The following is a 19,398-nucleotide window of genomic DNA, read 5'->3' on the forward strand; positions in this document are numbered from 1 at the left end:
AGGCAGGGCCGCTGTGACGGCCCTCGCCTTTTTGGAGCACCGCACCATGACGCTTGCAGTCCAGTTCACCAACGTTTCCCGTCAGTTCGGCGAAGTGAAGGCCGTTGACCGGGTTTCCATCGATATCCAGGACGGCGAGTTCTTCTCCATGCTGGGCCCTTCCGGCTCGGGCAAAACCACCTGTTTGCGCCTGATCGCCGGTTTCGAACAACCGAGTGCAGGCTCCATCCGTATTCATGGCGAGGAAGCCGCCGGGCTGCCGCCATATGAGCGTGACGTCAACACGGTGTTTCAGGATTACGCGCTGTTCCCGCACATGAACGTGCTCGACAACGTCGCCTATGGCTTGAAAGTCAAAGGCGTCGGTAAAGCCGAACGGCAGAAACGCGCCGAAGAAGCCCTCGACATGGTTGCCCTCGGCGGTTACGGCGAGCGCAAACCGGTGCAACTGTCCGGCGGCCAGCGCCAGCGTGTGGCCCTGGCCCGCGCCCTGGTCAATCGCCCTCGCGTGCTGCTGCTCGACGAGCCGTTGGGCGCTCTCGATCTGAAGCTGCGCGAACAGATGCAGAGCGAGTTGAAGAAGCTGCAACGCCAGCTCGGCATCACCTTTATCTTCGTCACCCACGACCAGACTGAAGCGCTGTCGATGTCCGACCGTGTGGCAGTGTTCAACAAAGGACGCATCGAGCAGGTCGACACCCCGCGTAACCTGTACATGAAACCGGCCACCACGTTCGTCGCGGAATTCGTCGGCACGTCCAACGTGATTCGCGGCGATCTGGCCAAGCAATTGAGTGGCAATCCACAGCCGTTTTCGATTCGCCCGGAACACGTGCGTTTTGCCGAAGGCCCGCTGGCCAGCCACGAGATTGAAGTCAGCGGCTTGCTCCACGACATTCAGTACCAGGGCAGCGCCACGCGCTATGAACTGAAACTGGAAAACGGCCAGACCCTGAACATCAGCCAGGCCAACGTGCAGTGGCTGGACGTCAGCGCCCAGCACCAGACCGGGCAACGCATCAGCGCACGCTGGGCGCGCGAGGCGATGGTCCCGCTGCACGACAACGTTGTCGGTGGGGTGTGAGATGACCAGCGTGGCTATCCCTCAAACCCCGGCCGGCGGTTCGCCGCTGCGCAGGTTTTCCAACCTGCTGTACCGCCGACCGAATTTTTACCTGTCGCTGCTGCTGGTGCCGCCGCTGCTGTGGTTCGGTGCAATTTATCTCGGCTCGCTGCTGGTGCTGCTGTGGCAAGGCTTCTACACCTTCGATGACTTCACCATGGCGGTCACCCCCGACCTGACCCTGGCGAACTTCGCAGCGCTGTTCCAGCCGTCGAACTTCGACATCATCCTGCGCACGCTGAGCATGGCCGTCGCCGTGTCGCTCGCCAGCGCGATCGTCGCGTTCCCGATTGCCTATTACATGGCGCGTTACACCACTGGCAAAACCAAGGCGTTTTTCTACATCGCGGTGATGCTGCCGATGTGGGCCAGTTACATCGTCAAGGCGTATGCCTGGACCTTGCTGCTGGCCAAGGGCGGCGTCGCGCAGTGGTTCGTTCAACACCTGGGGCTGGAGCCGGTGTTGCAATTCGTGCTGGGCATTCCCGGCGTAGGCGGCAGCACTTTATCGACCTCGCACCTGGGCCGTTTCATGGTGTTCGTCTACATCTGGCTGCCGTTCATGATCCTGCCAATCCAGGCTTCGCTGGAACGTCTGCCGCCGTCGTTGTTGCAAGCGTCTGCGGACCTGGGTGCCAAGCCACGCCAGACCTTCATGCAGGTGATTCTTCCGCTGTCGATTCCAGGCATCGCGGCTGGTTCGATCTTCACCTTTTCGCTGACCCTGGGCGACTTCATCGTGCCGCAGCTGGTGGGCCCGCCGGGCTACTTTGTGGGCAGCATGGTTTACGCGCAGCAGGGTGCAATCGGCAACATGCCGATGGCCGCGGCCTTCACATTGGTGCCGATTGTGTTAATCGCCATTTACCTGACTATCGTCAAACGACTGGGGGCCTTCGATGCACTCTGACTCTTCATCACAGGGGCAGGCTTCTATCGGATTAAAAATCGCAGCCTGGGGCGGGTTGGTGTTCCTGCACTTTCCGATCCTGATCATCTTCCTTTACGCCTTCAACACCGAAGAAGCGGCGTTCAGCTTTCCACCCAAGGGCTTCACCCTGCATTGGTTCAGCGTGGCGTTTTCTCGGCCCGATGTACTGGAAGCGATCAAGTTGTCGGCCGAAATCGCCGCCATCGCGACACTGATTGCGATGGTCCTCGGCACCCTCGCGTCGGCGGCGTTGTACCGGCGGGATTTCTTCGGCAAGCAAGGCATCTCGTTGATGCTGATCCTGCCGATTGCGTTGCCCGGGATCATCACCGGGATCGCGTTGCTGGCGACCTTCAAGACACTGGGGATCGAGCCGGGGATGTTCACCATCATCGTCGGCCACGCGACCTTCTGCGTGGTGATCGTCTACAACAACGTCATCGCCCGTTTACGCCGCACTTCGCACAGTTTGATTGAAGCGTCGATGGACCTCGGCGCCGACGGTTGGCAGACCTTCCGTTACATCGTCCTGCCGAACCTTGGCTCGGCGCTGCTGGCCGGCGGCATGCTCGCGTTTGCGCTGTCGTTCGACGAAATCATCGTCACCACCTTCACCGCCGGCCATGAACGCACCCTGCCGCTGTGGCTGCTCAACCAGCTCAGCCGCCCACGGGACGTGCCAGTGACCAACGTTGTCGCGATGCTGGTGATGATGGTGACCATGCTGCCGATTCTCGGTGCTTATTACCTGACCCGGGGCGGTGAGAGCGTGGCGGGTAGCGGCGGGAAATAACCGAATAACCACTGAAGGAACCGAATCTCTGTAGGAGTGAGCCTGCTCGCGATAGCGGTCATACAGTCGACATCACTGTTGAATGTCAGTCAGTCATCGCGAGCAGGCTCACTCCTACATTTAGAGCCGGTTCAGACAGAAAAATAAAAGTGTTAGTGAGGACAATGCCATGCAAACCAAACTCTTGATCAACGGCCAACTGATCGACGGCGACGGCCCCGCCCAACCGGTGTTCAACCCGGCCCTCGGCCGTGTGCTGGTGGAAATCAACGAAGCCAGCGAAGCCCAGGTCAATGCCGCCGTGCAAGCCGCCGACAGCGCCTTCGAAAGCTGGTCGCAAACCACGCCGAAGGAACGCTCGCTGCTGCTGCTCAAACTCGCCGACGCCATTGAAGCCCACGGCGAAGAGCTGGCCAAGCTGGAGTCGGACAACTGCGGCAAACCCTACAGCGCTGCGCTGAACGATGAGATCCCGGCGATTGCTGACGTGTTCCGTTTCTTCGCCGGCGCCAGCCGTTGCATGAGCGGTTCGGCGGGCGGCGAATACTTGCCCGGCCACACCTCGATGATCCGCCGCGACCCGGTTGGCGTGATCGCCTCCATCGCGCCGTGGAACTACCCGCTGATGATGGTCGCCTGGAAAATCGCCCCGGCCCTCGCCGCCGGTAATACCGTGGTGCTCAAGCCGTCAGAACAAACCCCGCTGACCGCGCTGCGTCTGGCGGAACTGGCGTCGGAAATCTTCCCGGCCGGCGTGCTCAATCTCGTCTTCGGCCGTGGTCCTACCGTTGGCAGCCCATTGGTCACGCACCCGAAAGTGCGCATGGTCTCGCTGACCGGCTCGATCGCCACCGGATCGAACATCATTTCCAGCACCGCCGACAGCGTCAAACGCATGCACATGGAACTGGGCGGCAAGGCCCCGGTGATCATCTTCGACGACGCCGACATCGACGCCGCCGTGGAAGGCATTCGCACCTTCGGCTTCTACAACGCTGGCCAGGATTGCACCGCCGCTTGCCGCATCTACGCGCAGGAAGGCATCTACGACAAATTCGTCGAGAAGCTTGGCGAAGCGGTCAGCAGCATCAAGTATGGGTTGCAGGATGACCCGTCGACCGAGCTGGGACCGCTGATCACTGCGCAGCACCGTGACCGAGTGGCCGGTTTTGTCGAACGTGCCGTGGCGCAACCGCATATCCGCCTGGTCACCGGTGGCAAGTCTGTGGAGGGGAATGGTTTCTTCTTCGAGCCGACGGTGCTTGCGGACGCTCAACAAGACGACGAAATCGTCCGTCGCGAAGTGTTCGGGCCCGTGGTGTCGGTGACCAAATTCACCGATGAAGCGCAGGTGCTGGGTTGGGCAAACGATTCGGACTACGGCCTGGCATCGTCGGTCTGGACCTCTGACGTCGGTCGCGCGCATCGCTTGTCTGCCCGCTTGCAATACGGCTGCACCTGGGTGAATACGCACTTCATGCTGGTCAGCGAAATGCCCCATGGCGGTCAGAAACTGTCTGGCTACGGGAAGGACATGTCCATGTATGGGCTGGAGGATTACACCGTTGTGCGGCATGTGATGTTCAAGCATTAAAAGCTTCGCGGGCACGCCTCGCTCCTACAGGTCGCCGCAGTACCTGTAGGAGCGAGGCTTGCCCGCGAAGGCATCACCACGGTTTCAAGGTCGAAACCGGCACCAAGCACCACTAGGGTTCAACGCCAGAAAACCAAAACAATAACCACCGATCCGGGCAGCGCCTCCAAGGCCCCGCCACGGTTTCGGACATCCGAAATCTGCCGATTTTCCGGAGCTGACACACCATGAGCGCATCACCCGAACTCTCTGTAGCCGTTGCCGACAGCGACGCCGAGCAGCTACGCAAGCTGGGTTACACCTCGAACTTCAACCGCAGCATGAGCCTGTGGGAAAACTTCGCCCTGGGCTTCACTTACCTCTCCCCGGTCGTCGGGGTTTATACCCTCTTCGGCCTGTGCCTGGCCGCCGGTGGACCGCCGATGTTCTGGGCTTATTTACTGGTCGGTTGCGGCCAGTTGCTGGTGTGCCTGATCTTCGGTGAAGTGGTCTCGCAGTTCCCGATTTCCGGCGGCGTGTACCCCTGGGCTCGTCGCTTGGTGGGCAAGCGCTGGGCGTGGATGGTCGGCTGGATCTACTCCATCGCCCTGTGCGTGACCATCGCTGCCGTTGCCGTCGGTGCCGGTCCGTACCTGGCCGCGATGATGGGCTTTGAACCGAGCAATAACACCAACATCGTCATCGCGCTGTTCCTGACGCTGTTCGCCACCCTGGTCAACCTCAGCGGCACCAAAATGCTGGCGCGGATCGCCATGTTCGGCTTCCTTTGCGAGCTGGTCGGCGCAGTGATCGTTGGCGTCTACCTGCTGATCTTCGAGCGTCACCAGTCGATCAGCGTGTTGTTCAACACCTTCGATATCAGCATTGACGGCTCGTATTTGCCGGCCTTCCTCACCGCCTCGCTGGCGGGGATGTTCCTGTACTACGGCTTCGAGGCCTGCGGCGACGTGGCCGAAGAAACCCCGAACCCAAGCAAGCAGATTCCGGTGGCCATGCGCATGACCATCTACATCGGCGGCATCGCGGCGATGTTCGCCTGCCTGGCGCTGATCCTCGCCGTGCCGGACATGCAAGCGGTAATCAACGGCACCGACAAAGACCCGGTCACCACCATCCTCAACAACGCCTTCGGCCCGGTCGGCTCGAAAGTGGTGATGGGTGTGGTGATGATCTCCTTCATCTCCTGCGTCATCAGCCTACAAGCGGCGGCGAGTCGTCTGCTGTACTCCTACGCCCGAGATGAAATGGTCATTGGCAGTTCACTGCTGAAGAAGATTTCTCCTACGACCCAAGTGCCTGTGGCTGCGCTGTTCGTGTCCGGCGTCCTGCCGGCCCTGATCATCATCCTCGGCTTCTTCCTGCAAGATGCGGTGGCCACCATCGTCAGTTTCGCGGCGATCGGCATCTACCTGGCGTTCCAGATGATCGTCCTCGCCGCGCTATACGCACGCCTGAAAGGCTGGAAACCAAGCGGCAAATTCACCCTCGGCGGTTGGGGTTGGGCGGTGAACGTCGGCGCGCTGGTTTACGGTGTCGGCGCGATCATCAACATGGCCTGGCCGCGCACACCGGATGCGGCGTGGTACATCAACTATGCGATGGTGTTGAGTACAGCGATCGTTATTGGGTTGGGGTTGTTGTACATGTGGTTGGCCAAGCCGTATGACCACGGGACTGCGCCGGCGGGGGATGCGTGGAAGGTTAGTCGGTAATTGATTTCGCCCCGGGGCTGGTTGTGGCACCGGGGCGAGTTGTTACGAAGTTAGATCGATTGAGGCGCGGAAAGGACTTCAAACTCATCCATCAACAGATGGATTTCAGTACTTGGATTGAGCTCACCGCTGTTAACAGCATCGAGAAGAATTCGAGGAGCAAGTACCCTCGCTGTATTGAAAGGCTCTCCCTTCAACAGATCAAAATGACTGACATTTTTACCCTTCTCATAATTCTCCATCAGAGGTTGGCCCCTAAGACTCTTGGTAACAAGTTCGCCAGGGGATTTTCCACCTGCAGCAGCGAATGGCTTTCTGTTGTAGCCAAAGTGCAGTAGCAACCAAAACTCGAAACAGGGAAAAGACGCTATCACTTTTATCTTGGGATGCGGTTTTGCCAAGTCGACCGCACGGTCGAAGCAAAGGTGAGTGTCACGGTCCAAGGCACAAAAAACCTTATCGAAGTTTCTTTGCCGTGCAATTGCTCTTTCGACAATCCCGCTAGGATGAGTCACGCCGCAATGGGCAACTTCAACCTGAGCATTGGCACGAAAGTGAAAGGCCGCATCCTCCAGATATTGCTTACCTGACTGACTGTCCTCACAAAGGATCAGCACCTTGGGTTGCGGTTTGAACCGTGATTTCTTTCGATCAAATAAGCGTGTCGTGCGCACCATGGTCACCTCCGCCTGATCAACGGCAAACCACGGTAACGGCCTTCGAAGTACCGCTTCTCGACGTCTTCTCCCTCGCGCCCATCAAAATCGTGAACGGAAAAAAGACAGGTTGCGCCGTTGGCATCACGCTCGGTGATCCAGAATTGATCGCGCCGCAGCGTTTGGGTATCCATTAGATGCGTGTCGTGAGTCGTGAAAATCAGCTGGGTGTTCTGCCCGCTGTCCAGATGTTTTCCAATCAGATCAGCCACTATTGCTGGATGAAGGCTGCTGTCCAACTCATCGACGGCCAGTATCCCGCTCCCGTCTGTGTGATTGATCATGAACCAGGGCAACCAGAATCCAATCAGGTTTTTTGTGCCACCAGACTCTTCTGAAAAATCAAACTCCGCATCTCCAAGATGACTCGTGTGCGTCAGGGTCACTTTGTCTTTTCGCGCCGCGGCGAAGAATTCTTTGAGCGTGAGTTTTCTGCTGGCTGGAGCAGCGTCTGCATCAGAATTGAGCTGAATGTCCGAGACTGGAATATCTACCTCTAGTAGAAAGTCTCTCAAGTTGCACGTGTAGTCCGATGCCATCTGAAGAAACCGGATGGAGGCTGCCGACAACCCCATCATGTTGTTCTGCTCGATGACGAGAAGCCCGGATTGAAACCAGCTAAAAGGCTCTCGCAACTGCGTCAGCTCTTCGCTGCTGTTCGCGACGGCCTGTGCAATGAACAACATCTTCGGGCTGGTCAAACGCCGCCAGGCATTGTGAACCTCTTTTCCTCCGTCAAGGCTTGAGCCAAACACGTACTGCTCACCCTCCTCCCCCAAACAACGCTGGTATAACAGCGTCTCCTTTCCTTTCGGATAAGAGACGAGGTGTTCCTCGATGATTCGCTGCGCCGTCATTCGCAGTAAAAACCGATAGCGGAGTGAGCCTTGAATAAAGTTGTATTCGAAACAACTTGGCTCGTCGTTAAGCTGCGGGTCAAAACGAAACGGGGAAACCGGTAGCGATTCCTCATTTGAGGTCGGAGGCGCAGCGAGCAAGCTTCCCATAATTCCCATCGCCCGGATCAGCGACGATTTACCCGACGCGTTCGGCCCGTATATCGCAGCGATCTTCAGTAAGTCCGGCAGTTTTTCTCCATTCACCGGCGACTTGAAAAGGTTGCGCTTTTTGCTCAGGCGCGGCGTTGCTGCCATGGACAGGGTTTGCTTGTCACGGAAGGAGCGGTAATTGGAAACTGAAAATTCGATCAACATGTAGCAAACCTACAGTTCGTTCCTGAAAGCGGAAAAAACTATAGGAAAAACCAGGGCGACGATGCTGCTTCAGCGCACTTCAGGCAAAAACAGGAAATTCCTACAGATCAAGCCTTCCGGTGAAGACTCCAATTCCTACAACGCGCGGCGCCAGAGTAGACTTGGCGCCGCGAGCGCCTGAACGATAGGCTTTACCTCGTCGCTGCCAAATCAGCGACCCGGTGTCGAAGCCGGTAAATCATCAACATGGCGCATCCGCGCCCCCATATGAACTGGGGCAATTTTTTGCCTTTCAGTTTTGCTTTATGGTGGGCCGTGTGGCGCGGGCCTCTTGGCTTGCATGTTGATCGAGAATGTCCCGACTTCGAACGCCGCACGGTCCGCCACCCATAATCTGTCGAAGGATTAGTGGCGGCTCCCTTTTCAACATGGAGTCGAAAAATGCTCAAGCACCCGCTAAATCCGTCTGAAACCCATCCTCATTTCATCCCTACCGTCTTCACCCGCCACAACCGCTTCCTCCACGCCTTCATGCAGGACAACCAAGCCTGGTTCTGCGTCCAGGACCTCGGTCGCTTGATGGGCCGTCCGCTGGACCAACGTCTCACCCTGAAACTCGATCCCGATCAACGCCGATACGTCTGGTTGCTGAAGGATGGCAAAACCGTCGAATCGTTGATGGTCAGCGAATCGGGAATGTATGCATTGCTAGTCCACCATTTCATCCCGGAAAACCGAAACCTGCGTCAGTGGCTAAGCAACGAAGTCATCCCGACGCTGCGTGAGTCGAGAGCGGCTGTGGATAACATTCCAAGCCTGAGTTCGTTGCAGTGGGCAGGCATCTCGGTGCCGCTGCTGCACTGGCAGCATCAAGCCTGGATCAAGTGGCGCGACATGCCGGATCTGATGCAGGCACAGCGACCGTTCACGATCGTGGGCACTTGCAGTTGAAGGCAGGGTGAAAAATGAAAAAGGGGCAGACTTTACAGTCCGCCCCTTGGCTTAGCGCTCAAAACCGCGAAACACTCCGCATCGCATCCACCAGATACCGCATCGCAATCCGGTCGTTTTCCGACAACTCGCGATACCGCTCCAGCAGCTTCATTTCGTCCGAACTGAGGCGATGCCTTCGCCGCCCGGTGGCCAGGCAAGGGAAGATTCCCAACATTTCTGTGATGCCTTGTACTTTCGTCATGGACGATGTCCTTCTATAAGCCCGAGAAAACTTCAAAAACCGCATCGCCCTATCCTTTTATTAGCCGCCGGCCTGAAGGGCAGAAACCGGTCATGAACACAGGATAGGAACATTCGCGGCGCTGAAAAGCGGTTTTTAGAGTAATTAGTCAAAAAAAGCAGAAATGCCCTATAAATCAGAAAGTGCTGTCGGAAAAATTCACCGACATGTCTTGTTTCATTGCCGCATCATCAAAGTGCTACCAATCATTTTTTCTCTGCAACCGAACGGTTTAAGCTATTTGTTATCTGTTTAAAGTCCGTTGCGTTTGGCCGAAGGCATGTCCGAACCGATATTTTTGATCCAGCACGTGCCAGGAACGGCGCGGGATTGTTCACGACAGGTTGTACTTATGCATCGCAGGAATTTGCTCAAAGCGTCCATGGCCATCGCTGCCTACACCGGTTTGTCGGCCACCGGCCTGCTCGCCTCCCGTGCCTGGGCGGCCAGCGGCACCGCTGATGGCGCAGCCCAGGCGTTCGATTTCGAGACGCTGAAGATTCAGGCCAAGCAACTCGCCGGCAATCGCTATCAGGACACCAAGCAGGTGCTGCCGCCGACGCTGGCGACCATGACGCCGCAGAATTTCAACGCGATCCGCTACGACGGCAACCACTCGCTGTGGAAAGACTTGAACGGTCAGCTGGACGTGCAGTTCTTCCACGTCGGCATGGGCTTCAAGCAGCCGGTGCGCATGTACAGCGTCGATCCCAAGACCCGCCAGGCCCGGGAAGTGCATTTCCGCCCTTCCCTGTTCAACTATGAAAAAACCACGGTCGACACCAAGCAGCTCACCGGCGACCTGGGGTTTTCCGGGTTCAAGCTGTTCAAGGCCCCGGAACTGGACAGACACGATGTGTTGTCCTTCCTCGGCGCCAGTTATTTCCGTGCGGTAGACGCCACCGGCCAGTACGGTCTGTCGGCCCGCGGCCTGGCCGTCGATACCTACGCCAAGAAGCGTGAGGAATTCCCGGACTTCACCAAATTCTGGTTCGAGACCCCGGGCAAGGACAGCACCCGCTTTGTGGTCTACGCGCTGCTGGATTCGCCGAGCGCCACTGGCGCCTATCGATTTGACATCGATTGCCAGGCCGAACGCGTGGTGATGGAGATTGACGCCCACATCAACGCGCGTACCGCCATCGAACAACTGGGCATCGCACCGATGACCAGCATGTTCAGCTGCGGCACCCACGAGCGCCGCATGTGCGACACCATTCACCCGCAAATCCACGACTCGGATCGCTTGGCCATGTGGCGCGGTAACGGCGAGTGGATCTGCCGTCCGCTGAACAACCCGGCGACCCTGCAGTTCAACGCCTTCGCTGACACCGACCCGAAAGGTTTCGGCCTGGTGCAGACCGATCACGAGTTTGCCAATTATCAGGACACCGTCGACTGGTACAGCAAGCGCCCGAGCCTGTGGGTAGAACCTACTACCGCGTGGGGCGAAGGCTCTATCGATCTGTTGGAAATTCCTACGACCGGCGAAACCCTCGATAACATCGTCGCGTTCTGGACCCCGAAGAAGCCGGTCGCGGCCGGTGATTCCCTGAACTACGGCTACAAGCTCTACTGGAGCGCCCTGCCACCGGTGAGCACGCCGCTGGCGCGGGTCAATGCGACCCGTTCGGGCATGGGCGGGTTTATCGAAGGTTGGGCGCCGGGCGAGCATTACCCGGAAGTCTGGGCTCGACGCTTTGCCGTGGACTTCAACGGTGGCGGCCTGGATCGCTTGCCGGAAGGCGCGGGGATCGAGCCCGTGGTGACCTGCTCGAACGGCGAGGTGAAGGACTTCAACGTGCTGGTGCTGGATGACATCAAGGGCTATCGGATTACCTTCGATTGGTACCCGACCAATGACAGCGTGGCGCCGGTTGAGCTGCGGTTGTTCATTCGCACTAATGACCGGACGTTGAGCGAGACCTGGTTGTACCAGTATTTCCCGCCAGCGCCGGATAAGCGTAAGTACACCTGATAACAAGAGGTTGTCCGGGCCGGCCTCTTCGCGGGCAAGCCTCGCTCCTACCAAGGCATGCGATCAACTGTAGGAGCGAGGCTTGCCCGCGAAGACGGCCTGACAGACGACAAATGTTTCGGCACAGAAACACAAAAGCCCCGATCACAGCGATCGGGGCTTTTTGCTTTTACAGCCGAATTCAGTCACGCAAATCCGACTCATGAATCGGCTGATCCCGATGCGTCGCCCGCTGATACTGCGCCGGCCAGATCGCCTTGCGACCGCCCAGGTCATCATCGGCATGCAGCGGCCAATACGGATCGCGCAACAGTTCCCGCGCAAGGAAGATGATGTCCGCCTGGCAGGTACGCAAGATGTGCTCGGCCTGGGCCGGCTCGGTAATCATTCCTACCGTGCCGGTGGCGATGCCTGACTCCTTGCGCACCCGTTCGGCAAAGCGGGTCTGGTAACCCGGCCCTGTAGGAATTTCGGCGTTGGCCGCCGTCCCCCCCGACGAGACGTCAATCAGGTCCACACCCAGATCTTTCAGGCGCCGCGCCAACTCCACAGTTTCATCAGGGTTCCAGCCGTCTTCCACCCAATCGGTGGCCGACACTCGCACAAACACCGGCAACTCCTCAGGCCAGACCGCACGTACCGCTTCGGTGACTTGCAGCACCAGCCGAATCCGGTTCTCGAACGAGCCACCATATTGATCGCGTCGCTGATTGCTCAGTGGCGAAAGAAACTGATGCAGCAGGTAACCGTGAGCGGCATGGACTTCGACCACTTTGAAACCGGCAGTCAGCGCTCGCTTGGCTGAGGCGACAAAGGCCTGAATGACCTCAGCAATCTCGCTTTCATCCAGCTGCTTCGGAGGGGTGTGCTGCGGGTCGAAAGCAATCGGCGACGGCCCTACCGGCACCCAGCCGCCGTCTTCGGGTTTGACGCTGCCATGCTTGCCGATCCACGGCCGATGGGTGCTGGCCTTGCGCCCGGCGTGCGCCAGTTGAATACCGGCCACCGCGCCCTGAGCGGCGATGAAGCGCGTGATGCGTTGCAGGGGTTCGATTTGTTCGTCATTCCACAAGCCGAGGTCCTCGGCGGTGATGCGCCCGTCGGCCGTGACCGCCGTGGCTTCAGTAAAAATCAGGCCGGCCCCGCCGACGGCGCGGCTGCCGAGGTGGACCAGGTGCCAGTCATTGGCCAGCCCATCGACGCTGGAGTACTGGCACATCGGTGATACGGCAATGCGGTTGAGCAGGGTCAATTGACGAAGGGTATAGGGTTCAAGCAGCAGACTCATGGGGCACCTCTCGAATCAGTGGGCAGGCTCCAGGGTTCTGTTTGAAAAGTCGACGAGTGACAGGAAAAAGGCGCAGCACCCGCCCCCGCGGGCAAAAATTGGACAAGACGTCACAAGGATAATCAAGCAGTGCTTAGAGCCTAGTCGACATCGGGGGATGAGGGAGGGTTCCGAGGGATTCGGTGTCAGAAAGATCGCTGTCGCTAGCAGGCTCGCTCCTACAGGGTTTGTGCAAATCCTGTAGGAGTGAGCCTGCTCGCGAAGGGCTCAACGCGGTTCGATATGGGCAATCATCAGCTGCACCGTCTCGTTACCACGAAACTCGTTGAGGTCGAGTTTGTAGGCCAATTCCACCCACTTGATGGTCGGATTCGGCCAAATGTCGCGGTCGATGCCGAAGGCAATGCCATCGAGCTTCACCGAGCCACATTCGCTTCTGAGCACCACTTTGAGGTGTCGCTCGCCGACGACGCGCTGCTCAACCAACTGAAACACGCCATGAAACAAAGGTTCAGGGAAGTGCTGCCCCCAAGGCCCGGCATGGCGTAGCGCACGGGCCAGTTCGAGATGGAATTCTTCGACCGCCAAAACCCCGTCCGACAGCAGACGCCCGGTCAGGTCTTCTTCGCGCAATTGCCGGCGCACTTCAGCGTCAAAGGCCTCGGCGAACAACGGAAAATTTGCTTCCGGCAAGGTCAGACCGGCCGCCATGGCGTGGCCGCCGTACTTGCTGATCAGGTTCGGATGCTGCGCGGCCACCACACTCAAGGCATCACGAATATGAAAGCCCTGAACCGAACGCCCCGACCCTTTGAGCAAACCATCGCCAGCATCGGCAAAGGCAATGGTCGGACGGAAATAGCGCTCTTTCATACGCGAAGCGAGGATGCCGATGACGCCCTGGTGCCACTCGGGATCAAACAGGCACAGGCCGAACGGCATCGATTCGACCGGCAAATCCTTGAGCTGAGCCAGCGCTTCACGCTGCATGCCCTGCTCAATGGATTTGCGGTCCTGGTTCATACCATCGAGCTGCACGGCCATTTCCCGCGCCAACCCGGCGTCGTCGGTGATCAGGCATTCGATGCCCAGGCTCATGTCATCCAGGCGTCCCGCCGCATTCAGGCGCGGGCCGACAATGAAGCCCAGGTCGGTTGAGGTGATGCGTGCCGGTTCGCGCTTGGCGACTTCGAGAATCGCCTTGATGCCCGGACGGGCGCGGCCGGCGCGAATCCGCTCCAGGCCCTGGTGCACCAGAATCCGATTGTTGGCATCCAGCGGCACCACGTCGGCGACGCTGCCCAGCGCCACCAGGTCCAGCAGCTCGCCAATGTTCGGCTGCGGCGTGCTCGCGTACCAGCCGAGGCTACGCAAGCGTGCGCGCAGGGCCATCAATACATAGAAAATCACCCCGACGCCGGCCAGTGCCTTGCTCGGAAATTCGCAACCCGGCTGGTTCGGATTGACGATGGCATCGGCTAACGGCAGTTCGTCGCCGGGCAAGTGGTGGTCGGTGACCAGCACGCTCAGGCCTGCCTTTTTCGCTGCCGCCACGCCTTCGACGCTGGAGATGCCGTTGTCCACCGTAATCAGCAACTGCGGCGTGCGCGTCAGCGCCACCTCAACGATTTCCGGGGTCAGGCCATAGCCATACTCGAAGCGGTTCGGCACCAGATAATCGACATGTGCCGCGCCCAGCAGCCGCAAACCCAACACGCCCACGGTACTGGCGGTCGCGCCATCGGCGTCGAAGTCGCCGACAATCAGAATCCGCTGGCGCTGTTCCAACGCCGTGACCAGCAAATCCACCGCCGCATCCATGCCCTTTAGCTGCTGGAACGGGATCAACCGCGCCAGGCTCTTGTCCAGTTCCGCCTCGGATTGCACGCCACGCGCCGCGTAAAGACGCGTCAGCAGCGGCGGCAGATCGCCGAGGAATGGCAGGGTGTCGGGCAACAGGCGAGGTTCGATGCGCATGGGGTGACAGGGGCTTCTCTTGAATACATAGGATAAAACCGGATCAAACGGACAAACGGCGAAAAATCAGCCGCGCTCGCCGCTCAGCCACTGCAACTGGACTTCATGCTGACCCCGGTCGTCGGTGACGAAAATCGTCCCTTCGCTGATCATCACGTCCCACTTGATAACGCGGGGCATGTCTTTGGCCAGGGTTTCCAGGACGTCCTGAGGCACGGCTGCGATGTGTACGTTTTTCAGGTTCTTGATCGCGGGGATCACTTTGGTTTCCCAGACGCGCAGACTGCCGTAAGCCAACAGGCTGGTGCGCTCGGTACGGCGCGAGCACCAGGTCAGGCGATCGGCGTCCGGCTGGCCGACTTCGATCCAGTGCAGGACACGGTCGTCCAGGCTCTTTTCCCACAGGGCCGGTTCATCCACGTCTGACAGACCGCGACCGAACGACAGTTGCTCGTTGTACCAGAAGGCGTAGGCCAGCAGCCGCACGGTCATGCGCTCTTCGGTTTCCGAAGGGTGACGGGCGATGGTCTGCTTCACGCTCTCGTAGACGCTGCGGTCGAGGTCGGTGAGGTTCAGTTCAAACTTGTAGGTCGTGGACGGCTGGGCCATGAACGGGCTTCTTGATACGAGGAAAGGCGGCAAGTCTAACCGATGCAGTAGGCAATCAACGAATAGAAGGCGATCAACCTTGGTCGTCTGACGTTGGGCTATGTTAAAAGGCTATATCCGCTCAGCCTTTGTCCTACAGGATCCAGCATGCCGCTCACCGCCAAACCGCTCTCAGGTCTGAAAGTCATCGAATTGGGCACCTTGATCGCCGGCCCGTTTGCCTCGCGCATTTGCGGTGAATTCGGCGCCGAAGTAATCAAGATCGAATCCCCCGACGGCGGCGATCCGCTGCGCAAATGGCGAAAACTCTACGAAGGCACCTCGCTGTGGTGGTTCGTCCAGGCCCGCAACAAAAAATCCCTGACCCTGAACCTGAAACACCCTGACGGCCTGGCAATCCTGAAAAAGCTGCTGGCCGAAGCGGACATCCTGATCGAGAATTTTCGCCCTGGCGTGTTGGAAAAACTCGGCCTGGGCTGGGACGTCTTGCACGCCCTCAACCCGAAACTGGTGATGGTACGGCTGTCGGGCTTCGGCCAGACCGGGCCGATGAAGGATCAACCCGGTTTTGGCGCCGTTGGTGAATCCATGGGCGGCCTGCGCTACATCACCGGTTTCGAAGACCGGCCACCGGTGCGCACCGGGATTTCCATCGGTGACTCGATTGCCGCGCTATGGGGTGTGATTGGCGCACTGATGGCGTTGCGTCACCGCGAGGTCAACGGTGGCCAGGGCCAGGTGGTGGACGTGGCGCTGTATGAAGCAATCTTCGCCATGATGGAAAGCATGGTGCCGGAGTTCGATGTGTTCGGTTTCATTCGCGAGCGCACCGGCAACATCATGCCAGGCATCACGCCCTCCTCGATTCACACCAGCGCCGACGGCAAGCATGTGCAGATAGGCGCCAATGGCGATGCAATCTTCAAACGCTTCATGCTGGTCATCGGTCGCGAAGACCTGGCCAACGACCCGGCGCTGGCCAGCAATGATGGCCGCGACAGCCGCCGTGACGAGATTTACGGGGTGATCGATCGCTGGGTCAATTCGCAGCCGCTGGACACCGTGCTCACGCAGCTGAATCAGGCCGATGTACCTGTCAGTCGGATCTTCAGCGCCGAAGACATGTTCAGTGATCCGCAGTATCTGGCCCGGGAAATGTTCCTGCAGGCCAAGCTGCCGGACGGCAAAGACTTCAAGATGCCGGGGATTGTGCCGAAACTCTCTGAGACACCCGGCGATTGCGCATGGGTCGGGCCGCAGTTAGGCGAGCACAACGCGCAGGTACTCAACGATCTTGGTTACGACCCGCAACAGATTGCCAAGCTGCGCGAAGACGGGGCCATCTAAGCTGAAACGCCTGCTTTCAACAGCCATTCACAACACCCGCAACTGGCGTACAGCGGCGGTATTGGGGCTATTGGCCGCGCTGGCGACACCCGTTTGGGCACAACCCAAAGCGACGCTGAACTGGTTACTCCGCGACTTGCCACCCACGATGATCTTTGAAGGTCCGAAAAAAGGTCAGGGGATTGTCGATCAGATCCTGCCGCTGTTGATAGCCGGGATGCCGCAATACGAGCACACCCTGATGCGAGTCAACCGGGCCCGCGCCATGCAAATGCTCCGCGAAGAATCGTTTACCTGCGATCCGTCGCTGGTCTGGACCAAAGAGCGCGAACAATGGATTGCGTTCTCCATTCCGGCCTTCCGCGCGGTGAGCAATGGACTTGTCGTCCGCCGGGAAGACCGCGCGCAGCTGGATCCTTTTCTGATCGACGGCGAAGTCGATCTTGCGGCTTTGCTGGCCAGTGGCCAAAAGAAAATCGGGGTCGTCGCCGAGCGCAGTTACGGCCAAGTCCTCGACACGCTGCTGAAACTGGCGCCACCGGACGCACTGGCTCCCCATTACGGCAACGATGCCCTTGCCAGTCTGTTGCAGATGCAGCGACTGGGCCGTTTGCAAATGGTTCTGGGGTACTGGCCGGAAATTCGCTATCAGGCTAATCGAGAGCACATCGCCGACGATCAGCTGGAATTTTACCCGGTGAAGGGCACGGGCAAATACCTGTCGGGGCACATTGGCTGCTCCGGAACAGTCCAGGGCCGCAAGGCCATCCAAGAGATCAATGAACTGTTACGCACCCTGCCCCATGAGCGACTGGACCAGCTGTACGCTGAGTGGCTGGACCCAGAAAGACGCAACGACTACCTGAAAGAAGCCAAAGCCTTTTTCGAGAATCAGGCTGGGCAATGACAAATCGCAGGCAAAAGAAACCCCGAGAAGTGGGGAGACGACTCGGGGTTAAACGTGGCCTACATAAAGACCAGTGGCAGCAAGCTACAAGCACCGGAGCACAATGCTTGATCCTGCTGTTACATGGTCTGACGACCTGAGCGCAGGAAGGTTCCCACAAAAGAACAATTCAATTTCGACTGGCCAGGACCTTATCCTGAGCCGCATTGCGCAGCGCCGCGATGACGCAGGGTTCCAGCCGTCCTTCGGCAATCAGCACGTCGCGGTGCAAGCCGTCGACGACATCCGTCAGCAGACGGTAATCGGTTAACTGGGCTTGATTGAACGCCCGTTCGACCACGATCGCGCCGGTCGCATTCTTCAGTGTCACCAGGCATTCGCCATGGGCGCCCGACGGGGTCAGCTTGACCTGATACGGGCTCAGAGCCTCACCGAGCAATAGACTGATACTTTCCATCTCGATCACCACTCAATAGTCCGAAAACAAAGTGCCTGGGGTGTGTTCACAGTAAATGACCACCGACCCGAGAAGAAAGTTCTGGATTCCAGGTGCAGACGCGTCGGCGTCCCTGGTCGATAGAGCATGCACGGAAAAGATGACAGGGAAAAAACAGCCTGTTCACAGGTGCCTTGTCCGGTGACCGATATCAGTCCATCCCCCCAGCAACCCTCGCAATTGGCCGTCGACGCTGTAGAACGGCACCGTCCATTGGTAGATGTCCCTGACCCCGTTGTTGAACAGCAATTGACGTTCACTGAAGCGTGGCTTTCGAGTCTCCATCTGCGCCATGAATTCGGCATGCAGCAGCGCTGCGGTTTCCGCCGGCAGGACATTGAGCTCAACCAGCCGTCGCCCTTGAACCTGGTCAAAACGGGTGCAGAGGCTCTCCTCATAACTTTTGTTGCACATGATCAAACGCCCTTGCAGATCACGAACAAACATCGGATCGGGCATGGCGTCGATCAACGCATGCTGGAACGCAAGCTGATCGCCCAGCCCCTTCTCAGCGTCTGCGCGCTGCTTGATCAGTGCCGCGAGCCTGCGATTCCAGAGCAAGGAAAGCAGACCGAACAGGCTGACGATAAACATGCCCCAGCAAAACCAGTGAGTCAGCTGCCGCCAGCGAGAAGGTGACTCGACGGGCGCGATACCGCTGAGCCATTTCAGGCGAATGGCCCGCAAGTCGGCCGCAGGAAAGGCCTCAAGCGCCTTGTTGAGAATGCTCAGCAGCGGCGACTGGCCTTTGCGTACCGCGAGGTGATCAGCCTCCCACTTGCCCTCCACGGCGCGGCCGACCTTGAGTTGCCCCAATGGATAGAGCTGCGCCCCGATTTCATTTTCGATGGTGGCAAAGGCTTCACCACTTTCAACCAGCGCCCTGGCCTCGGCGTAAGTCTTGACCGTGCGCAACTCTATCGCCGGGTAGTCGCGGCGAATCGTGCCTTCGAGTGCGTGCCGGGCCGGCAACACCAGCACTCTTTTCGCCAACTGCGCCAGGGAGTGCACGACCGGTGCGTCTGCCCGTCCGACAAACACCCATCCAGCGCCACCGAACGCATGACTGAAATCCAGGAACGCCTTACGCTCGTCATTCATCGCCAGCGTTGTGCTCATGTCCGCCTCGGCACTTTCCAGACGCCCGAGCAGTTGGTCGGTGGAAAACGACTCCTCGTGAACAAACTGCAAACCCGTCATGGCACTGATGCGATTGAGCAGATCGTTGTTCAGACCGCTCCACTGACCGTGTTCATCCTTGAACAGATAAAGCGGGTATTGCACCGACGAGACGATGACTTGCGGATGCTCGGCAACCCACCTCAGTTCCTGAGCATCCAGTTCGATGATTGCGCCGACGCCCGCCCCCCTGGACTCGGGCGTCGCCAATTGCGCGGCCGTCCCTGCTTGATCCAAGCCCAGGACGCCGATCAAAAACATCCAGCACACGGCTGGTTTGAACCCTCTGAAAAACCGCAT

17 protein-coding genes are annotated in these 19,398 nt (G+C 58.8%); 9 read left to right on the forward strand and 8 right to left on the reverse strand.

Annotated features, from left to right (window positions below):
* Positions 1 to 46: 46 nt before the first annotated feature.
* The 5 genes from FBY01_RS07155 to FBY01_RS07175 all read left to right on the forward strand — a co-directional run bounded on the left by FBY01_RS07155 (position 47) and on the right by FBY01_RS07175 (position 6,153).
* Entirely contained in the window at positions 47 to 1,084 is a 1,038-nt protein-coding gene (locus FBY01_RS07155; RefSeq protein ID WP_010462946.1) for an ABC transporter ATP-binding protein, read from the forward strand.
* Position 1,085: 1 nt separating this feature from the next.
* Positions 1,086 to 2,033 carry an ABC transporter permease gene (locus FBY01_RS07160; RefSeq protein ID WP_077748299.1) on the forward strand — a complete coding sequence of 316 codons (948 nt, stop codon included), beginning with the start codon at positions 1,086 to 1,088 and terminating at the stop codon, positions 2,031 to 2,033.
* Positions 2,023 to 2,847 (forward strand): ABC transporter permease, encoded by an 825-nt coding sequence (locus FBY01_RS07165; RefSeq protein WP_042932340.1) that lies wholly within the window; start codon positions 2,023 to 2,025, stop codon positions 2,845 to 2,847. Before FBY01_RS07160 ends, FBY01_RS07165 begins: the two co-directional genes overlap by 11 nt.
* Before the next feature lie 169 nt (positions 2,848 to 3,016).
* Positions 3,017 to 4,441 (forward strand): gamma-aminobutyraldehyde dehydrogenase, encoded by a 1,425-nt coding sequence (locus FBY01_RS07170; RefSeq protein ID WP_077748298.1) that lies wholly within the window; start codon positions 3,017 to 3,019, stop codon positions 4,439 to 4,441.
* A gap of 227 nt (positions 4,442 to 4,668) precedes the next feature.
* A complete protein-coding gene (locus FBY01_RS07175) occupies positions 4,669 to 6,153 on the forward strand; it encodes an APC family permease (protein WP_010462954.1) in 1,485 nt (494 codons plus the stop codon).
* 50 nt (positions 6,154 to 6,203) lie between these two features.
* Here the strand turns inward: FBY01_RS07175 and FBY01_RS07180 are convergent, their stop codons facing one another.
* The gene (locus FBY01_RS07180; RefSeq protein ID WP_145306846.1) at positions 6,204 to 6,830 is read right to left on the reverse strand and encodes an RloB family protein; all 627 of its coding nucleotides are present in this window, start codon (positions 6,828 to 6,830) and stop codon (positions 6,204 to 6,206) included.
* Positions 6,831 to 6,832: 2 nt separating this feature from the next.
* On the reverse strand, positions 6,833 to 8,083 hold the full coding sequence (locus tag FBY01_RS07185) for an ATP/GTP-binding protein (RefSeq protein ID WP_102593534.1): 1,251 nt from the start codon (positions 8,081 to 8,083) through the stop codon (positions 6,833 to 6,835).
* 441 nt (positions 8,084 to 8,524) lie between these two features.
* Here FBY01_RS07185 and FBY01_RS07190 point away from each other — a divergent pair, with 441 nt between their 5' ends.
* Positions 8,525 to 9,034: a Bro-N domain-containing protein gene (locus FBY01_RS07190; protein ID WP_145306848.1), complete on the forward strand. Its 510-nt coding sequence runs from the start codon at positions 8,525 to 8,527 to the stop codon at positions 9,032 to 9,034.
* Between the two features lie 58 nt (positions 9,035 to 9,092).
* Here FBY01_RS07190 and FBY01_RS07195 read toward each other — a convergent pair whose 3' ends face one another.
* Positions 9,093 to 9,278, reverse strand: coding sequence for a hypothetical protein (locus tag FBY01_RS07195; RefSeq protein ID WP_010462962.1), 186 nt, complete (start codon positions 9,276 to 9,278; stop codon positions 9,093 to 9,095).
* A 391-nt stretch (positions 9,279 to 9,669) separates the two neighbouring features.
* Between FBY01_RS07195 and FBY01_RS07200 the strand changes: the two genes are divergently transcribed.
* The gene (locus FBY01_RS07200) at positions 9,670 to 11,295 is read left to right on the forward strand and encodes a glucan biosynthesis protein D (RefSeq protein WP_077748293.1); all 1,626 of its coding nucleotides are present in this window, start codon (positions 9,670 to 9,672) and stop codon (positions 11,293 to 11,295) included.
* A gap of 181 nt (positions 11,296 to 11,476) precedes the next feature.
* On the opposite strand, the gene FBY01_RS07205 is transcribed toward FBY01_RS07200, so the two are convergent.
* From FBY01_RS07205 to FBY01_RS07215, 3 genes are all read right to left on the reverse strand, one after another.
* Positions 11,477 to 12,583: an NADH:flavin oxidoreductase/NADH oxidase gene (locus FBY01_RS07205; protein WP_083374943.1), complete on the reverse strand. Its 1,107-nt coding sequence runs from the start codon at positions 12,581 to 12,583 to the stop codon at positions 11,477 to 11,479.
* Positions 12,584 to 12,850: 267 nt separating this feature from the next.
* A complete protein-coding gene (recJ, locus tag FBY01_RS07210) occupies positions 12,851 to 14,560 on the reverse strand; it encodes a single-stranded-DNA-specific exonuclease RecJ (protein WP_077748292.1) in 1,710 nt (569 codons plus the stop codon).
* Between the two features lie 66 nt (positions 14,561 to 14,626).
* Complete coding sequence (locus FBY01_RS07215; RefSeq protein WP_008151638.1) at positions 14,627 to 15,169, reverse strand: YaeQ family protein; 543 nt, start codon at positions 15,167 to 15,169, stop codon at positions 14,627 to 14,629.
* Between the two features lie 147 nt (positions 15,170 to 15,316).
* Here FBY01_RS07215 and FBY01_RS07220 point away from each other — a divergent pair, with 147 nt between their 5' ends.
* Positions 15,317 to 16,516, forward strand: a complete 1,200-nt coding sequence (locus FBY01_RS07220; protein WP_145306850.1) for a CaiB/BaiF CoA-transferase family protein — start codon at positions 15,317 to 15,319, stop codon at positions 16,514 to 16,516.
* Entirely contained in the window at positions 16,464 to 17,423 is a 960-nt protein-coding gene (locus tag FBY01_RS07225; RefSeq protein ID WP_083374946.1) for a TIGR02285 family protein, read from the forward strand. The genes FBY01_RS07220 and FBY01_RS07225 overlap by 53 nt, the downstream gene beginning before the upstream one ends.
* A 169-nt stretch (positions 17,424 to 17,592) precedes the next feature.
* Here the strand turns inward: FBY01_RS07225 and FBY01_RS07230 are convergent, their stop codons facing one another.
* Together FBY01_RS07230 and FBY01_RS07235 are read right to left on the reverse strand one after the other, a co-directional pair.
* The gene (locus FBY01_RS07230) at positions 17,593 to 17,880 is read right to left on the reverse strand and encodes a DUF3509 domain-containing protein (RefSeq protein ID WP_010462977.1); all 288 of its coding nucleotides are present in this window, start codon (positions 17,878 to 17,880) and stop codon (positions 17,593 to 17,595) included.
* A gap of 162 nt (positions 17,881 to 18,042) precedes the next feature.
* Positions 18,043 to 19,398 (reverse strand): transporter substrate-binding domain-containing protein, encoded by a 1,356-nt coding sequence (locus FBY01_RS07235; protein WP_145306852.1) that lies wholly within the window; start codon positions 19,396 to 19,398, stop codon positions 18,043 to 18,045.

The sequence above is a fragment of the Pseudomonas sp. SJZ077 genome, from assembly GCF_007993905.1.
In the GTDB taxonomy this organism is placed as follows: domain Bacteria; phylum Pseudomonadota; class Gammaproteobacteria; order Pseudomonadales; family Pseudomonadaceae; genus Aquipseudomonas; species Aquipseudomonas mandelii.